Origin of the sequence: Saccharothrix espanaensis DSM 44229 (assembly GCF_000328705.1) — a bacterium.
Classification (GTDB): Bacteria; Actinomycetota; Actinomycetes; order Mycobacteriales; family Pseudonocardiaceae; genus Actinosynnema; species Actinosynnema espanaense.
The window spans coordinates 2,576,135-2,593,067 of sequence record NC_019673.1 but is presented as its reverse complement, the minus strand read 5'-3'; the positions used below and the strand labels follow the sequence as shown (position 1 = coordinate 2,593,067).

Annotated in this window: 18 protein-coding genes and 1 pseudogene; 5 read left to right on the top strand and 14 right to left on the bottom strand. The window is 72.6% G+C overall.

Annotated features, from left to right (window positions below; all coding sequences use genetic code 11):
• Positions 1-40 precede the first annotated feature (40 nt).
• Positions 41-1,159, bottom strand: coding sequence for a DUF418 domain-containing protein (locus BN6_RS11915; protein ID WP_015099877.1), 1,119 nt, complete (start codon positions 1,157-1,159; stop codon positions 41-43).
• Between the two features lie 132 nt (positions 1,160-1,291).
• Positions 1,292-2,701, bottom strand: a complete 1,410-nt coding sequence (locus BN6_RS11910) for an MFS transporter (RefSeq protein ID WP_015099876.1) — start codon at positions 2,699-2,701, stop codon at positions 1,292-1,294.
• A gap of 86 nt (positions 2,702-2,787) precedes the next feature.
• On the opposite strand from BN6_RS11910, the gene BN6_RS11905 reads away from it, so the two are divergent.
• The gene (locus BN6_RS11905; RefSeq protein ID WP_015099875.1) at positions 2,788-3,123 is read left to right on the top strand and encodes an ArsR/SmtB family transcription factor; all 336 of its coding nucleotides are present in this window, start codon (positions 2,788-2,790) and stop codon (positions 3,121-3,123) included.
• A 74-nt stretch (positions 3,124-3,197) separates the two neighbouring features.
• Here BN6_RS11905 and BN6_RS47755 read toward each other — a convergent pair whose 3' ends face one another.
• The 8 genes from BN6_RS47755 to BN6_RS11865 all read right to left on the bottom strand — a co-directional run bounded on the left by BN6_RS47755 (position 3,198) and on the right by BN6_RS11865 (position 10,969).
• A complete protein-coding gene (locus BN6_RS47755; protein ID WP_015099874.1) occupies positions 3,198-4,289 on the bottom strand; it encodes a hypothetical protein in 1,092 nt (363 codons plus the stop codon).
• Positions 4,286-5,044 (bottom strand): bestrophin-like domain, encoded by a 759-nt coding sequence (locus tag BN6_RS11895; protein WP_015099873.1) that lies wholly within the window; start codon positions 5,042-5,044, stop codon positions 4,286-4,288. Before BN6_RS11895 ends, BN6_RS47755 begins: the two co-directional genes overlap by 4 nt.
• Before the next feature lie 331 nt (positions 5,045-5,375).
• Positions 5,376-6,470, bottom strand: coding sequence for a hypothetical protein (locus tag BN6_RS11890; RefSeq protein WP_015099872.1), 1,095 nt, complete (start codon positions 6,468-6,470; stop codon positions 5,376-5,378).
• Positions 6,467-6,787 carry a hypothetical protein gene (locus BN6_RS11885; protein ID WP_015099871.1) on the bottom strand — a complete coding sequence of 107 codons (321 nt, stop codon included), beginning with the start codon at positions 6,785-6,787 and terminating at the stop codon, positions 6,467-6,469. Before BN6_RS11885 ends, BN6_RS11890 begins: the two co-directional genes overlap by 4 nt.
• A complete protein-coding gene (locus BN6_RS11880; protein WP_015099870.1) occupies positions 6,784-7,560 on the bottom strand; it encodes a hypothetical protein in 777 nt (258 codons plus the stop codon). Before BN6_RS11880 ends, BN6_RS11885 begins: the two co-directional genes overlap by 4 nt.
• Positions 7,557-8,579: a hypothetical protein gene (locus BN6_RS11875; RefSeq protein WP_015099869.1), complete on the bottom strand. Its 1,023-nt coding sequence runs from the start codon at positions 8,577-8,579 to the stop codon at positions 7,557-7,559. The genes BN6_RS11880 and BN6_RS11875 overlap by 4 nt, the downstream gene beginning before the upstream one ends.
• 231 nt (positions 8,580-8,810) lie before the next feature.
• Positions 8,811-9,443, bottom strand: coding sequence for a response regulator transcription factor (locus BN6_RS11870; RefSeq protein ID WP_015099868.1), 633 nt, complete (start codon positions 9,441-9,443; stop codon positions 8,811-8,813).
• Positions 9,431-10,969, bottom strand: a complete 1,539-nt coding sequence (locus tag BN6_RS11865) for a sensor histidine kinase (protein ID WP_015099867.1) — start codon at positions 10,967-10,969, stop codon at positions 9,431-9,433. Before BN6_RS11865 ends, BN6_RS11870 begins: the two co-directional genes overlap by 13 nt.
• A 170-nt stretch (positions 10,970-11,139) precedes the next feature.
• On the opposite strand from BN6_RS11865, the gene BN6_RS11860 reads away from it, so the two are divergent.
• Positions 11,140-12,075, top strand: coding sequence for an AraC-like ligand-binding domain-containing protein (locus BN6_RS11860; RefSeq protein WP_015099866.1), 936 nt, complete (start codon positions 11,140-11,142; stop codon positions 12,073-12,075).
• 69 nt (positions 12,076-12,144) lie between these two features.
• On the opposite strand, the gene BN6_RS11855 is transcribed toward BN6_RS11860, so the two are convergent.
• A complete protein-coding gene (locus tag BN6_RS11855) occupies positions 12,145-12,819 on the bottom strand; it encodes a TetR/AcrR family transcriptional regulator (protein ID WP_041316553.1) in 675 nt (224 codons plus the stop codon).
• A gap of 137 nt (positions 12,820-12,956) precedes the next feature.
• Here BN6_RS11855 and BN6_RS11850 point away from each other — a divergent pair, with 137 nt between their 5' ends.
• Positions 12,957-13,511 (top strand): hypothetical protein, encoded by a 555-nt coding sequence (locus BN6_RS11850; protein ID WP_015099864.1) that lies wholly within the window; start codon positions 12,957-12,959, stop codon positions 13,509-13,511.
• 221 nt (positions 13,512-13,732) lie between these two features.
• Here BN6_RS11850 and BN6_RS48620 read toward each other — a convergent pair whose 3' ends face one another.
• The 3 genes and pseudogenes from BN6_RS48620 to BN6_RS11840 form a co-directional block, all read right to left on the bottom strand.
• Positions 13,733-13,966, bottom strand: a complete 234-nt coding sequence (locus BN6_RS48620; RefSeq protein ID WP_269454357.1) for a proprotein convertase P-domain-containing protein — start codon at positions 13,964-13,966, stop codon at positions 13,733-13,735.
• Positions 13,967-14,098: 132 nt separating this feature from the next.
• Positions 14,099-14,902: pseudogene (locus tag BN6_RS47750) on the bottom strand (S1 family peptidase); the annotation flags it as partial.
• A gap of 172 nt (positions 14,903-15,074) precedes the next feature.
• Positions 15,075-16,097 (bottom strand): hypothetical protein, encoded by a 1,023-nt coding sequence (locus BN6_RS11840; RefSeq protein WP_084672633.1) that lies wholly within the window; start codon positions 16,095-16,097, stop codon positions 15,075-15,077.
• Here BN6_RS11840 and BN6_RS47745 point away from each other — a divergent pair.
• A complete protein-coding gene (locus BN6_RS47745; RefSeq protein WP_158509378.1) occupies positions 16,078-16,251 on the top strand; it encodes a hypothetical protein in 174 nt (57 codons plus the stop codon). The genes BN6_RS11840 and BN6_RS47745 overlap by 20 nt on opposite strands.
• A gap of 62 nt (positions 16,252-16,313) precedes the next feature.
• Positions 16,314-16,892: a TetR/AcrR family transcriptional regulator gene (locus BN6_RS11835; protein ID WP_015099861.1), complete on the top strand. Its 579-nt coding sequence runs from the start codon at positions 16,314-16,316 to the stop codon at positions 16,890-16,892.
• Positions 16,893-16,933 lie beyond the last annotated feature (41 nt).

Here is a 16,933-nt window from a genome sequence, read left to right as displayed (position 1 = left end):
TGACGCCCCATCGTGACGCCCCACCGTGACCGGCAGGCGGTCAGGCGACCGGCGTCGGACGGCGTTGCGGTGCGCGGTAGGCCCAGTTCCACAGCGTTTCGACCGGGCCGCGGCTGAAGCGGCCCATCCACCACGTCGCCCCGAGCATCAGCAGCCCCGAGACCACCACCCACATCCCGACGGTGAACCACACCCCGAGGTGCCCGAACCGGCCGGTCAGGTCCAGTCCCCAGCGGTAGCACAGGACCGACGCGATCAGGTTCTGCCCGATGTAGCACGACAGCGCCGACCGCCCCACCGCCGTCACGCCGCGCCGCAGCACCCCCGGTTCGGCGCGCATCCGGTGCACCAGCGCGGTGATCCCGCCCAGCAGCCCGAACGCCACCGCCGGCGCGCACACGTACCGGTCGACCGCGAACCACTCGCCGCCGGCCAGCGTGGTCAGCACGTTCAGCGGCAGCCCGACCCCCAGGCCCCACCCCATCAGCCGGCGCTGGATCCGGTGACCCCGCGTGGAGTCCTCCAACGCCCCGGCGCGCAGCAGCATCGCCCCGGCCAGGAACAGCACCGTGCTCAGCGGCAGCACGAACACGGCTTCGAAACGCAACGCCACGACGTGGTCCAGCCGCGACTGGACGTGCGCCCACCAGCTCGACGTGTCGATCGCCATCCCGCCGGCGAGCGACGCCCGCCCGGTGACCATCCCCAACGTCAGCAACCCGACAAGCGCCAGGTGCACGACGGCGGCCCCGATCGCCCACCCCCACACGACCCGCGTCCCGCGCCCGACGACGAACGCCACCACGACGGACACCAGCGCGTAGAACATCAGCACGTCGAACTCGAAGATCAGCACGAAGTGCAGCGCACCCTCGACCATCAGCAGCGCCGACCGCCACAGGTACCACCCGGGCCACCGCTGCCCCCGCTTGACCGCCGACCGGTGCTGCACCGCCAACCCGATCCCGAACAGGATCGACAGCAGTGCCAGGAACTTCCCGTTGCTGACCATCCGCAGCAGCGCCTCACCGGCCCCCGACGCCCCGGTGAGGAACCCACCTGGCCCGTCCGGGTCGGTGAAGATCCAGATGTTGGTGCCCAGCGTGCCCAGGATCGCCACGCCGCGCAGCACGTCCAGTGCCGTGATCCGTCCACTCATCGATTGCCTCCCCGACCGGGAAACCTAGGGCCGGCGCGGCGGTGACCGAGTCGGCCGATGGTCGGGGGCGGCGTCCGCACTTCGGAGGACGCGGGGTGGGTGTGCCGGACGACGCCGGCCGGCACGCCCGGGTCACACCGGCGCGGGGACAGGTGGCGTCGCACCGACCTTGCGCGGCAGCGCGAACACCGCGACGAGCCCGACGACCATCCCCGCCGCGGTCAGCAGCACGGCCAGCGCCCCGCCGGCCGCGGTCGCCGCGCGGGCAGCGTCGCCGTCGGGCACGCCGGCGTTGGCGACGGCGATCAGCACCGCGAGGCCGACCGCGTTGCCCAGGTTGAGCGCGGTCGAGGCGAGGCCGGACGCGACGCCCTGCTCGTGCGCGGCGACGCCGGACGACGCGGCGATCCACATCGCGGTCCACACGATGCCCTGCCCCACGCCCGAGACCACCAGGCCCGGCACGGCGGCGAGGAAGGTGGCTCCGGCGTCGAACCCGAGCGCGAGGCCGGCCGTGCCCACGATGCCGATGGCGAACCCGGTGACCAGGGTGGCCCGGGTGCCGAGCCGGGTGGCCATCCGCTCACCGATCTGGGTGCCGGACGCGATCGCCAGCGACGGCACCAGGAACGCCAACCCGGCCTCCAGCGCGGAGAACTGGTGGACGGTTTGCAGCAGCACGGTCAGGAAGTAGGGCAGCGCGCCGAACGTGCCCATGAAGATCGCGGTGACCGTCACGGCGACGAGGAGGCTCCGGTTGCGCAGCAGGCGTGGCGGCATCAACGGGTCGGCGCTGCGCTTCTCGATGACCGCGAACGCGGCCAGCAGCGCCACCGCCAGCACCGCCGCGACCACGACCGTCGGCGTGGTCCAGCCGACCTCCGGTCCCTGCACCAGGACGAACACCAGCAGGGTCGCGCCGCCGGTCACGGTCAGCGCGCCGGGCAGGTCGAACCGCCGGCGGGGCCCGCCGCGCTCGTCGGCCGGGATGACCGCCAGCGCGGCCAACGCCACCGCGCCCGCCAGCGGCACGTTCACGAAGAACACCGCGGGCCAGCCGAAGCCCTCGGTCAGCACGCCGCCGAGCAGCGCGCCGACGGTCAGCCCGCTGGCGCCCGCGCCGCCCCAGACGGCGAGCGCGCGGTTGCGCCGGGGACCCTCCTCGAACAGGTTGTTGAGCAGCGCCAACGTGGACGGCAGCAGCAGCGCGCCGCCCAGGCCCTGCACGGCCCGCGCCGCGATGATCACGGCCGGGCTGGTCGCCAGGCCGCCGGCCAGCGAGGACACCGCGTAGATCGCCAGGGCGAGCACGAACACCCGGCGGCGGCCGAGCAGGTCCGCGGCCCGTCCGCCGAGCAGCAGGAACCCGCCCGCCACCACCACGTAGGCGCTGACCACCCACTGCTGGGTCTGGCTGGTGAAGCCGAGTTCCGCGCCGATGTCGGGCAGCGCGACGAACACGATGTTGAGGTCGAGCGCGAAGATCAACTGAGCCAGGGCGAGCAGCGCGAGGCTGAGGCCCGGCTTGCGGTGGTCGGCCACGAGGACGTCCTTACGATTCGATAGTACGACTATTTACGTACGGTCGGATCGTACGATAACTCTCGTACTGACGTACACTGGGTTGGGTGATCGGCCACCACCCCGACCGGGACCAGATCAAGCTGGAGAACGTGCTGACGGCGCTGGGCAACCCGATGCGCCTGGCCGTGGTCCGCGTGCTCGCGGGCGGCGGCGAGCACCCCTGCGGGACGGTGCTGAGCAAGGAGATCTCGAAGTCCACGCTCACCCACCACTGGCGCGTCCTGCGCGACGCGGGCGTGATCTGGCAACGCCCGTCCGGGCGCGCGCACCTGCTCTCCCTGCGCCGCGAAGACCTGGACGAGCGCTTCCCGGGCCTGCTCGACGCCGTGCTGCACGGCGTCCGCACCGACCCCGACAGCATCGACCAGTACGCCCCCTGATCCCGTAGCGGTGCCTGCGGTGGGGTGCGGCCGGCGGGGTTGCGGCCGGCACGGGCCGGTGTCGCGGTGGGGTTCTAGCGGTGGCGGGCGTTCTGGCGGGCCAGTGCGCCCGCGCCCAGGATCAGCAGGATCGCCACCAGGCCCCAGCGGCGCTGGTCGCGGACGTTGCGGTTGATCGAGGTGACCTCTTCGGCACGCGGCTCGGCCACGGCGATGCGGGACTTCGACGGGGGCGGTGTCGTGGCCGGCTCGGTGGTGGTGGTGGTGGTCGGCTCGTCGGGCGGGGGTTGGTCCGGCGGCGGCGGCGGTGCGGGCGGTGCGCCGGGGACCGGCGGCACCGGGACCTGGGGCACGCCGGGTTGCTGCGGCGGGATCGGCGGTTCCGGGGTGGGTTCGGGCGTCGGTTCGGGCGTCGGTTCGGGCGGTTCGACGACCGGCGGCACGGACAGGCAGCCGGCGGCGTCGAGGGTGCGCACGGCGGGCCGGGTCAGGATCTCCGCCACCGCGCCCGAACCGTCCAGCGCGACCCGGTAGAGCGTGCTGCGGCGGTCTTCGCGGTTGTTCGTCGCGTATAACGCCCCGTCCCGCCCGACCACCACGGCCCCGTACGCGTCACCGCCGGGCAGCCGACCCGCGCCGGGCACCTTGCGCACCTTCCCCGACGACGGGTCGATCGTCACCGGGTACGCGTGGCCGTGCGAGAACGTCGCCACGCCGTAGAGCAGGCCGTCCGCCGGGTTCAGGTCGAAGTCGTCCACGGTGAACGCCTCCGGCGCGGGCCACAGCCAGGTCTCCTGCACGACCTCCAGGTACCGCCCGCTGTTCGGGTTCACGTCCACCGCGAGCAGCCTCGGCCCGGACCGCACCACGAGCCGCTCGCCGACCACCACGCCGGCGGTCGCGTGCCGGAGCAGGTGCGAGGGACGCGAGGGCACGTCGAGCCGGCGGCCCGCGCGGTCCAGCGCGACCACCCGGCCGTCGTCGTCCAGGCCGTACACCCGGTCCTGCGGCGCGGAGTAGCCGATCGCGTTCACCCGCACGTCCAGCGTGCCCAGGCCCCGCACGGCACCGGAGGGCAGGTCGACCAGGTAGACCGCCGACGGCCCGTGGTGGACCGCCTCGACCTGGATGGTCGAGCAGACCGCCACCGCCAAGAGGTCGATCATCCGAACCGCTCGACGGCCAGTCGGAACGCGTCCGGCGCGAGTTCGGCACCACCGCCGTAGGGGTTCTGGAGCTGGTAGGTCGCGTAGAGCAGCAACGTGATGGTGGCCGCCAGGGTCGCGACGATGAGCACGTGCGTTCGCATTAGAGGGCCGCCGAACAGCAGCGGCAGGCCGATGGACAGCACCGAGCCCATCACCAGCACGAACCACACCACGGCGCTCACGCCGCCGCCCGCCGCGTCCAGCCGCTCCTGCCGGGCCTGGAACACCTGCCACAGCTGGGAAGCGGCTTCCTTCTTGCGGTCCATCAGCCACTCGTCGCCGGCGGGCGCGGCGGCCACCACCCGGCGGATCCGGTCGAGCTGGTTCCAGCCCTCGGACTCGAAGTCCCGGCCGGCGGCGAGCTCGGGCCACTCGTCGTTGATCACGGTGATCGCGTAGGCGCGGGAGAGCTGCCGCACCTCCTCGCCGGTCTCCGCGGACAGCGCGTCGGCGGCCCAGGTGGCCGCGACCAGCCCGTCCGCCTCCTTGTACGCCGACTGCCCGGCCGCGCCGACCGCGTCGAACAACGCGATCAGGACGAACGCCACCAGGACCGCGTGCAGGCCGCCCACGATCGTGAACACCTGCCCGGCGGCCTCGTTGTTGGCCGAACGTCCTTCGTCGGGGCCGTACTTGCGGATCAGGTAGGCGATCACGGCGGCGAACACGGCCGCGCCACCGACCCACAGCAGACCTGTGGTGTACACGTTCATTGCGGTCCTCTCACCACCGGGAGTGAATTCCACAGATCCGCGAATTCATCGCTTACGAAAGGTAGTGATCGGGCCGTTCCGGCAACAAGGCCGTTCATCCGTGTGCCGGGAAAAGCCAAGCCGTCAGGGGAAACGGGACCACCGGCGGCGGATGCGCCACGGCGTTGGTCCGCGCGAATGCGGACTCGGACCCCTTGTCGGAGCAACGGGTTGGGCCGACCGTGTCCGCACATCGGCGACACAGCGTCGCGGGAGCGACGTCGGGTGGGTGGTGCACGGCCGCGCGCGCAGCCGTTCTGCGCCAATCGACCGTATACCAGGAACTCCGCCACTACCCGGCGAACAGCAGCGCGAGCCCGCCCGACGTGTAGCCGACCATCAGCACCAGCAGGGGTACCTGGCCGGTCAGGTGTTGTCGGCCGGGCAGCAACCGCAGCGCGCGGTCGTGCGCGGACACCACGGCCAGCAGGTGCCCGGTCAGCACCGCGCCGATCTGCACCGACGCCACGACGACCGGCGCGGCCGGCGTGTCGACGGGCGTGAAGTCCCTGGTGCCGAACAGGAGCGCGACGGCCCGCTGCCCCTCCACGACGAGCAGCGAGTAGTAGTGCGCCACCACGTACCCGGCCACGATCGGGATCAGCGAGTGCGCCAGGTCGCCGCTCGTCCGCCGGCACGCCGCCGTGAAGCTGCCCGCCACGACCGCGACCGCCAGCACGAGCCCGAGCCAGTCCGGCACCGGGGCCAGCCGGGCCCACGTCGGCGTCGCCCCGATGCTGTCGAACGCCGTGGACCCCAGGCAGACCGCCACCACGGCGACCAGCCCCGGCCGGACCGGTGTCGCGACCAAGGTTCGGAAGGGGTTGCCGCGCAACGGCGACAGCCGTCCCAGCAACGTCGAGTACACCTCGAACCCATCGGCCCGCTCGAACCACGTCCGCCCGAACACGACGCCGCCCGCGACGTTCACCACCGCGTAGCCGAGCAGGAACCACGGCAGCGCGTGCGGCTCCACCAGCTCCACCCACGTGAACACGAGCAGCCCCAGCGCCGCCGGCCAGTGCCCCAGCCGCTCCGGGTACGCGCGCCCGAGCGTGACGCGGGCGGCCAGGCGCAACGGGTTCACCACCCGCCACACCGGGCCGAACAGCATCGACACCACCGCGAGCCCTACCCAGAGCAGCACGAACACCAGGTGCGGCCAGGCCTGCCCGGGAACGAACGGCAGCGCGGCCAGGATCAGCACCTGCACCGGCCACCACTCGCGTGACGCCCGCTCGGCCCGGGGCGTGAACCTCGGCGTCGTCCACAGCAGGCCCAGCGCGAGGAACGAGGCCAACAGCGCCACCGCCGCGCCTTGCAGCACGAGGTCCAACGGCAGCGGCAGGTCGTGCCGTTCGCCGACGCCGTGAGCCAGGAACGTCACCGCACCACCAGCTGCACCAACAGCGTGTCCGGGTGGGCTTCGACGTCGAACGTGCCGGTCTGGTCGGCGACGAACCTCAGCACGGCCGGCTTGTCCTTGTCCGCCTTGGCCAACACGTCGAACCCGTGCACGTGCACGTCGACCGGTCCGCTGCTGGTCACGGTCAGCTCGACCGCCTGCCCCTTGACCGCCTCGACGCGCTGCGGCGAGGCTTGGTCGACCGACAGCGAGAGCACCAGCGGACCGCTCGGGGCCGCCGGGGCGGACGAGCACGCCGTCACCACCAGCAGCACCGCGCACAGCAGAACTCGGATCACCGGGCCAGGTCCTTCCTCATGAACGCGAACCCGCCGGCGGCCAGGCCGAGCCCGCCGCCGAGGGTGAGGGCCACCAGCCACCGGTCGGCGTCGGCCGGACCGGCGAAGGGCAACTGGGAGAACCGGAAGCTGTCGAAGTCCGGGATGCCCGCCACCACCAGCATCGCGCCGACCACGGCGGCGATGAACGCGGTGGCGGGCGAGCGGCGCACCGCGGCGACCACGGCGAGGACCGCGAGCGGCCACGCCACCAGGCCGACCCCGCTCGCCCCGGCCATCAGCGGCACGAACGACTCACCGGTCACCGCGAGCGTCGACCCGATGGCGTGCAGGACGTGCGCGGCGGCCACCACGACCACTCCCCCGGCGAGCAAACCCGTGGCGTGCTTGAGGAAGTAGCCGCCGACCGCGAGCAGCGCGGTGGCCAGCAGCCACCACAGCGGATTCGGCCCCGGCGTGGACTCCACCCGGCCGCGCACCGCGGACGTGCCCAGCGGCACCTCCCACGTGGCGGCCCGGGTGCGATCGTCGCGGTACCGCAGCACTTCCCCGGGCCGCACCACCCGGTCGGCGACCGCGAGCGGCACCGGGCCGTCGTTGCGGATCTCCAACTGGGTGCCGTGGTTGACCATCCGCGCGGTCACGCCGGGCAGCGGCGGGTCGACCTCGGTGACCGAGCTCAGCTCGTCCTGCGGGGTGAGCCCGCCCGCGTGGGCGTGCGCGGGTCCGGCCGTGAGCAGCAGGAAACCCAGCACCAGCAACAAGACCCTCATCGCCGGGTCGGCACCAGCACGATCGCGAGCAGCAGCCCGTGCAGGGCCGCGACCAGCGGCGCGCCGGTCCACATCTCGGTCACGCTCGGCATCCCGCCCGCGCCGATCCCCGCCGCGGCGAAGAAGAAGACCCAGGTGACCAGCGGCGCGGCGAAGGCGAAGGCGCGGTACTCGCGCAGCCGCTCCTCCGACGGGCGCAGCCACCACAGCAGGACGTCGATCACGATGCCGGACAGCAGGAACGCGGCGGCCGTGCCCAGGTTCTCGTAGTTCGCCACCGCCGTGCTCAGCAGCATCACCACGACCTGGAGGATGGTGGCCGTGCCCACCGGCAGCCGGAACCGCCGGGCCGCCAGCAGCAGCGGGGTGATCAGGACCAGGTTGGTGATGGTGATCGAGGAGGCCAGCCGGTTGGCCCCCGAGGACCCGCCGTCGGCCTTGTCGAAGCTGAACGCCCGCAGCACGCCCTGGGACCCGTAGATCGTGGCGTCGGCGTAGGAGACGAACAGCAGGACCAGCGCGGTGGTGAAGGACAGCGCCAGCGCGGCCGGCAGGAACCTGCGCAGCGACGGCGCGGTCACGTCCTTGTCCATCCACAGCGTGCGCAGCGGTGTGGTGAGGATGACGATCATGGACGTGATGAGGCCGAGGTGGGTCGGGCTGAACAGGATGTCGATCCCCTGCTCGATCCCGATCAGCGTGTGCCACAGGTAGTCGCCGGCCCCGAAAACGGCGAACACGGGCAGCGCGAGCACCGCCGGCCCGTACCCCACCGGCACCGCGTCCAGCCCGCGCCGCCCGGCCTGCACGTTGCGCCACACCAACCACAGGATCCACGCGCCGGTCGCGGCGAACCCGGAGTAGAAGACCGCGTGCCACGGCGTGAAGAACGTCTCCAGCTCCGGCACGTTCGAGTGCGCCCACGCGTCGAGGAACAAGCCCAGCGAGAACCACGTGCCGAGCAGCACGGTGATCAGGTCTGTGCGGTGGGAAGCCCTGGTCCGCCCCTGTTGCAACATGGCGCCCAGGTTCCCGCGCCGACGCGCGGCGCGGGAACCGTGCCACCACCCGCCGTTGGTGCGGCTAGCCACACCTCCGGCCCGCCCACACCAACGCCGGTCACCCGCGATCGCGCCGCCGGCGAAAGCACGCCCGCCGGATATACGCCGGCGCACCCGGACGTCCGCGCCGGGCGCACGTTGCGCCGGACACGCACTCGCAGCGCCGGCAGCCTGTCCGCCCTGGGTGGGTCAGCCGTTGAGGTAGCGCAGGACGGCCAGCACGCGGCGGTGGTCGTGCGGGCTCGCCGAGAGGTCCAGCTTGGTGAAGATGCCGGTGCAGTGCTTCTCCACGGTCCGCTCCGCGATGAACAGCCGCGCCGCGATGGCCTGGTTCGTGCGCCCCTCGGCCATCAGCGCGAGCACCGCCCGCTCCCGTTCGGTGAGCCGGTCGTCGCGCCGCCGGCCGACCAGTTGGCCCACCACCGCCGGGTCGAAGGCGGACCCGCCCGAGCCGACCCGGCGGACGGCGGCGGTGAACTCGGCCAGGTCCGACACGCGGTCCTTGAGCAGGTAGCCGACGCCGTCCGCGCCTTCTTCCAGCAGTTCCGCCGCATAGCTGACCCGGACGTACTGCGACAGCACCAGAACTCCCGTCGCGGGGTGCTCGCGGCGCAGCGCGACGGCCGCGCGCAGCCCTTCGTCGGTGTGCGTCGGCGGCATCCGGATGTCCACGATGGCCACGTCGGGTCGGTGCCGCTGGACCGCGCCCACCAGCCCGTCCGCGTCCTCCACGGCCGCCACGACATCGAAGCCGGCCTCGGCCAGCAGCCGGGTCAGCCCTTCCCGTAAGAGGGTCGAGTCCTCCGCGATCACGACCCGCACGGCAGCACCACCCGCACGCTGGTCCCCGTCTCCACGGTGCTGACCACCTTCATCGTCCCCCCAGTCGCCTCGACGCGGTCGGTCAGACCGCGCAGCCCCGAGCCGCCGCGCACGTCCGCGCCGCCCCGGCCGTCATCGTCCACCCGCACCACCAGCGAGCCGCCACCGGAGGTGACGGCGATCTTCGTGCGCGACGCGCCGGCGTGCTTGGTCACGTTCGCCAACGCTTCCGCGACGACGTAGTACGCGGTCGTCTCCACCTGTGGCGGCAGCGGTGTGCCGATGTCCACGACGAGTTCGACGCCCGGCCCGGCGAGCGCGGCGAGTTCCCGCACGGCACCGCCCAGGCCGCGTTCGGTCAGCACCGGCGGGTGGATGCCGTGGCACAGCGCGCGCACGTCGTCGATCGTGGCGAGCACCGCCGACTTGGCCTCGGCGACCAGCGCCCGCCCGCGCTCGGCCGGCAGCGTCTCGGCCAGCCCCAACGTCATCGCCACCGACAGCAACCGTTGCTGCACACCGTCGTGCAGGTCGCGTTCGAGCCGGCGGCGTTCGACCTCGCCCGCCCGCAGCAGGGTGCGGCGCGACTCGGCCAACTGGCGCAGCCGCGCGCGCAGCTCGGCGGCCAGCCGCTCGTTCTCCAGGGCCAGCGCCACCGCCGCGCACGCCGCGTCCACCAGTTCCAGGTCCAGGCCGGGGTCGTGCAGCAGGACGGCGACCCGTGACGAGCCCCGGTCGACGCGGGTCTGCACCGAGTTCTCGTCCGCCTCGACCGGCGCGCCGGACGCGTCGACGTACCGCTCCTGCGCCGGTGTCCAGTACGCCACCCGCAGGCCGGGGTCGCGCAGGGTCGCGGCCAACGCGTCCCGCACGCCCGCGCGCGGGCCGTCGGCGTTGAGCCGCACCACCAGGTCGGCGAGCCCGGCCCGGTCCACCCGGCGGCGCAGCAACCCCGCCAGGTAGGCGAACGGGATGCCGACCAGCGCGAGCATGAGCGCGACGATCGGCTGGGTCAGCCCGGCCTCCGTCATCGGCTTCCACGCCGTGTAGGCGATCACCGCCACCAGGGACGCGCCCAGCATCGAGGTGAGCGTGCGCCGCTGCGCCATGCTGCTGCACCGCCAGCGGTGCAGTTGCAGCCCCAGCATGGCGAGCCCGACGAGCAACGTCAGCGGCGTCTCGGCGCTCTCGAGAACGGGTGTCCACGGCCGGCCCGGCCAGTAGGAGGCCGCGGTCAGCACGACCGCGAACAGGTAGCCCGAGATGACGACGGCCCGGCGTGGCACCGTTCGCAGCCGTCCGGTCGGGAACGCGGTGACCAGGTGCCCCAGCACGGCGGGCCACGACTTGGCGGCCACGTGGTAGATGAAGTCGTCCGGGCGGTCCAGCAGCAGGTCCGCGGTCCAGCCCAGGCCGACGACCACCATCAGCACGCCGGTTCGGTTGCGCGGCTGCGCCCGGCGGCTGAGCACCCCCGCGATCACGTAGACCGCGCTCACCGCGAGGATCGCGGACGTCAGGAGCATGGCCCCAAGGTAGCCGGGCCCGGTCGTGCGGATGGCGGTACGCGGCCGCGAAGTGGCCTGTTGACGGTCATGGCGTTAACAGTCGGAGGTTGACGGCCCCGGCCGGCGTTCGGTACCGATGGTCTTGCGGCGCGCCGCCCGGGGAGGCGCGTCCCGGGGGTGACGACGCGTTGATCGAAGCCGAGTTCCACACCGAGGACCTGCCGGTGGCCGAGCGGTTCGCGTCCTGGCGCAGGATCGCCGAACGCGCGCTGGGGCCGCTGGTGCTGCGCACCGAGCACGCCGCCGACTTCCGCGCCGACGCGCACTGCCTGGACCTCGGCGCGGTGCGCTTGGCGCGGTTGACGGTCTCGCCGCTGCGCACCGAGCGGACGCCGCGGCTGATCCGCCGCTTCGACCCGGAGCGGTACTACCTGGTGCTCAACCTGGGCGGCGTGTTCGGGGTGCGGCAGAGCGGCCGGGAAGCCGCCCTGGCACCGGGCGAGATGACCCTCTACGACTCGTCGCGGCCGTTCCTGGGCTGGGCGACGGACCTGACCGGTCCGTGCGGCACGCTGCTGGTGCAGTTCCCGAAGTCGTTGCTGCCGTTGAGCCCCGACCAGGTCGAACCGGCGCTGGCGACCCGATTACCCGGCCGGGACGGGCTGGGCGGCCTGCTCGCGGGCGCGGTCCGGGAACTGGCGGCGGGCGGTGACGAGGAGCACGCGGCCCGGATGGCGGCCATCTCGCTGGACCTGCTGGCCGCGCTGCTCGCCAGGCGCCTGGGCACCGGCCCGCCGCAGCCCGACGCGCTGGTGGCCAGGGTGCGGGCGTTCATCGACGGGCACCTGGCCGACCCGGCGCTGTGCCCCGCGGCGGTGGCCGCCGCCCACCACATCTCCACCCGCCACCTGCACCGCCTGTTCGCGGGCCAGGACCTGGGCGTGGCCGCCTGGATCCGCCGCCGACGCCTGGAACGCAGCCGCCACGACCTGACCGCCCGCACCGAACCGGTCCACGTGGTGGCGGCCCGCTGGGGCTTCACCGATCCCGCCCACTTCAGCCGCCTGTTCCGCAGCACGTACGGCATGACCCCCACCGACTACCGCCACGCGCGCACCACGTGACCTCGGATCACCGCAGGGGTCTCGCGGGGCGACCTGCTGCGGGCTCTTCCGTTCGCGCGTGGGAACCGGTCACAGGCCCAGCAAAGCCGACAGGGAGTCGAGTTGGTGGGTGAAGTGGGCTTCGTAGTCGGTCAGGCTGCCGACGTACTGGCCGAACAGTTCGAAGCTGATCACGCCGAACAGCGCCGAGAACGCCAGGAAGCCGCGGGCCAGCAGGTCGTCGCCGATGGACAGCCCGAGGAAATCGCGCAGTACGGCGAAGTCGCCGCCCAGCGGACCGGTCAACGACACCAGTGGGCGGCCGCGTTGGATGTCCGCCAGCAGTGACATCAGCAGCATCGACACCCGGGTTCCGGGTTCGCCGGTCCGTTCGACGGGTGCGTGGTAGCCGGGCACGGGGCTGCCGTAGATCAGCGCGTACTCCGACGGCCGGGCCACCGACCACGTGCGCGCGGCCACGGCGAGGGCGCGCCACCGGCCGGCTAGGTCGTCACGGGGGCACGCGGCCTCCGCCTTCTCGACCGCGTCGCCCAACGAGTTGTAGGCGTCGATGATCAGCATGGTCAGCAGCTCGTCACGGCTGGGCACGTACCGGTACACCGCCGACGACACGATCCCCAGTTCACGGGCGATGGCCCGCAGGGACAGCGCCGCGCTGCCCTCCTGGGCCAGCTGTTCCCGGGCGATCCGCTTGATGTCCTCGATCGCCTGCGCCCGCGCGCGCTGCCTGGGTGTCGTCGCCACGGCGTCGATGATGGCCGACCGAGAGAGCACAGGCAACAACTGAGAGCACTGCTCTTGACACGGACCACCCGACGCCGTCAGCATTCCGACGAAGAGAGCACCGCTCTCTAAAACGACTAGTGCTCACGGAGGCACCGATGACCAGGTTCCAGGCCGGCGCGTTCGGACTCGCCGGGGTGTTCTTCCTGCTCTACCCGGTGCTCCGGCCGTACTCGGACGAAACGACCGTCCACGGCCTCACCGCCATGGGCACCACCGCGTGGATCACGTCCCACCTGTTCGCCGTCGCGGGCTTCGTCCTGGTCGCGATCGCCCTCCCGGTCCGCCGGGCGGCGCTGGTCGCCGCCGTCGGCGCGGGGCTGACGCTGCCCTACTACGGCGCGGAGGTCTTCGGGCTGCACGCCATCGGCCTGCGGGCGGCGCAGGACCCGGACCCCGCGCTGCTGGAGCTGGTCGACGCGGTCCGCTACCAGCCCGCCGCCATCACGATGTTCGGCGTCGGCCTGCTGCTGCTCGCGGCCGGCGCGATCCTCGCCGCCGTCGAGCTGAAGGCGCTCGCCATCCCTTACGCCGTGGCGTTCGCGCTGTTCCTGCCGCAGTTCTTCATGCCGCCGGCGGGCCGCATCGCGCACGGCGTGCTGATGCTCGTCGGCTGCGTCCTGGTCGGCTGGAAGCTGGTGCGCACCAGGTAGCGCCGCGAGCGCCGCCGCGCCGGTCGCGACCATGGTGAACGAGCACTCGGCGTCCGCCGCGAGGCCGGTGACGTTGGTCGACCTGCCGGTGACCGACGGACCAGGTCAGCGGGACGCCGGTCTGGGTGGTGGCGCTGGGAGCGAGGGCCCGACCGGACGCGTTGACGGGGCCCACCCTCGCAGCGGGCCCCGTCACGTGCCCGGGAAGACTCTTCGCGGGCTTAGAAGGTGAGCTTCCAGAGGTCGATGTAGCCGGTGTCCTGCGCGTACACGTCCTGCGCCTTGAGCCGCCACGTGCCGTTGGCGACCTCGGACGAGGCGTTCACCGTGTACGTCGTGCTGATGTTGGGCGTGCTGGAGTTGCTGGAGTTCTTCAGGCGGTAGGTCGAGCCGTCCGGCGCGACCAGGTCGAGCACGACGTCACCGCTGTAGGAGTGCTTGACGTCGACGGTCACCTTCAGCGTCGACGGCGCGTTGCCCGTGACACCGCTGACGACCACGTCGCTGAACACCCCCGCGCCCGCGTCCGGGATGGTGACGTTGTTGGCGTTCTCGAAGGTCTTGCCGGGCGGGTTGGGCGTGCCGCCGAGGTTGTCCGCCGCCGCCTTGATCGCCGCCGCGAAGGTGCTCACCTCGGTGTAGACGCCCGGGTTGTTGGCCCGCGCGCAGCCGTTGCCGTGGCTGACGATGCCGACCTGGATCCACGCGCCCGCGCCGTCCCGGCGGAACATCGGGCCGCCCGAGTCGCCCTGGCAGGTGTCGATGCCGCCGCGGGCCAGGTCGCCCGCGCAGATCTCGGCGGCCGACTTCAGGTTGCGGTAGTACGGGTCGGCGTTCTTGCAGGTGGTGTCGTCGATGAAGTCCACCTGGGCCTTCATCAGGTACCGCGACTGCGCGCCGCCTTCACGGGTGGCGCCCCAGCCCGCGACGGTGAACACGCCGGTGTTGTAGGTGTTCGCGGTGGCGATCGGCAGCAGCGCCGCGCCGGAGATGGGGCCGGCGAGCTTGATCAGCGCCCAGTCGCCGCCGGTCGTCGTCGGGTACGTGGGCGACCGGTGGACGTAGGTGGAGGTCCGCTTGACCGCCGACGTGTCCTGGAGGTCCGCGACGCCGTAGGTGGCGGTGATGCTCGTGTTGTTGCCGGTGCTGTTGACGCAGTGGGCGGCGGTGAGCACCAACTGCTCGGTGTACATCGCACCGCCGCAGCCCATCGACAGCCGGACCATCCAGGGGAACTCTCCCTTGGCGGCCTGCGTGCCGCCGACGACCTGCGGGGTGACGCCGCCGGGGTCCGGCGGCTGCGGAGCGGAGTGGGCCTGGCCGCCGAACGCGGCCAGGGTCGCGGCGATGCCCGCGGCCAGGGCAAGCGCCTTTCGCGCTGTGTAACGCACAGTCGTTCCTTCCCGCGCCCGGCCGGGTGGTGCGTGCAGGGTGGCCGGACGTCGAGTCACAGGGATGGTGCGCCGGCCTCGCGCCGGCGGCTCATGATGCGCAGCCGGAAGCCTCGCTCACAATCCGACGAACGACGGGAATTTTTCCGGCGTTCGCCGAATTCCCCTGCTGTTACTGAATGGTTGAACCACTCACGGTCGGATCCGCCGCGCCCAGGAAGAAGATTCCCTTGTACCCCGGGGTTTCGAAACCGGCGCTCGGGTTGCGGCGCAGCGCCGAGGATTCGACCGCCAACGTGCCGCTGCGGTCGTTGCTGACGAAGAACACCGCGCCGCCGCCCTCGTTGGCCCGGTTGTCCTCGACCACGGACCCCGCGATGCGCACGGTGAACCGGTTGCCGTCGACGTAGACCGCGCCCCCGCTGCCGCCGCCGGGCGTGCCCGCGCGGGCCGGGTTCGCGCCCCGGCCGACCGCCGAGTTGCCGCTCAACACGCTGTTGAGGATCACCCACGACACGCCGATGCTGCTCAGCGCTCCGCCGTTCGCGCACACGCCGCCGCTGAACGTGCTGCCGGTGACGTACACGGGCCGGCCGCCGTGCTGGCCGAGCACCCGCATGGCCGCGCCGCCGAGGTCCGGGCCCGTCTGGTCGCACCGGTTGCCCCGGAAGCGGGAGTCGACCACCTTGACCCGCCCACCGCGCACGAACACCGCGCCACCGCCGCCGCCCTCGACCGTGTCGCCGGTGGCGTCGCCGTCGGCGAAGGTGAGGTTCTGCAGGCTGAGCCGGGGGTGGTCCTGGTCCTGGCAGTGCGAGGTGGTGATGCCCAGCGCCGCGTCGCAGGTGTTCTGGTAGAGGATCCGGCGCTGCCCGCCGCCGCTGAGCGTCACCAGGCCGCCGCCGTCGATCACCACCTCGCGCGGGCCGTCGTTGCGCACCCGCGCGGTCGCGGCCATCGTGATGGTGACCGGCTCGGGGCCGCAGTCGAACGTGATCACCCCGCCCGCCGCGACGGCCGCCACGACGGCCTGCGAGGTGCAGCCGGCCGGCGTGCCGGTGCCGACGACGGTGGTGGGCTCGCGGACGTCCTCCGGCCCGGCCTCCTCCGGGACGACCGCCGTGCCGCCCGGGTTGCCCGCCGGCGCGGGCTTGGCCCGGGTGACCGTCGTCGTGGTGGTGGTCGTGGTCGTCATGGTCGTGGTGGTGGCCGTCGTCGTGGAGGTCGTGACGGTGGGGACGGTGGACGACGGGGCGGCCGCCGGTGACGACGACGTGCCACAGGCGGCGAGAACGACGGTCAGCACGGCCACCCAGGGCACCCAGCGACGGGACATGCGCGCACCCTAGGCACCCGAACGGGCGTCACGCGACCATGGCTCCCGGAACTTGACACGAGAAAGTGTGAGTGGTTGATTAGTCTTGTGCCGCCCGCCGAACGCCGCCTGTCGACCGCCGACCAACGCCGCGAAACCGTGCTGCGGACGGCGCTGGGCACGTTCGGGGCCAAGGGCTACTACGGCACGACGACCGGTGAGGTCGCGAAGGCGGCGGGCATCTCCCAGGCGTACGTGTACCGGCTGTTCCCGGACAAGGCGGCGCTGTTCCTGGCCGTGGTGGAGCGCTGCTTCACGCGAATCCGGGAGAGCCTGGGCGACGGCGTCGCCGAGGCGGAGGGCAGCACGCCCGAGGCGGTGCTGCACGCCATGGGCGACGTGTACGCCAAGCTCATCGCCAAGGAGAACGCGCTGCTGCTGGTGCAGATGCACGCCCAGTGCGCGGCGATCTCCGAACCCGCCGTGCGCGAGGTGCTGCAACGCGGGTACGCCCGGACCGTCGAGTACGTGCGCGGGGTGTCCGGGGCGAGCGAGCCGCAGGTGCAGCAGTTCTTCGCGCGAGGGATGTTGTGCCACCTCGTGGTCGCGGTCGACGCAGGCGAGGTCGACGCACCGTGGGCCCGCACCCTCTCCGCCGGCATCCGGCACTACTGACTGGGCGCTGTTGACCGGGCGCTACAGACAGCGCACGACAG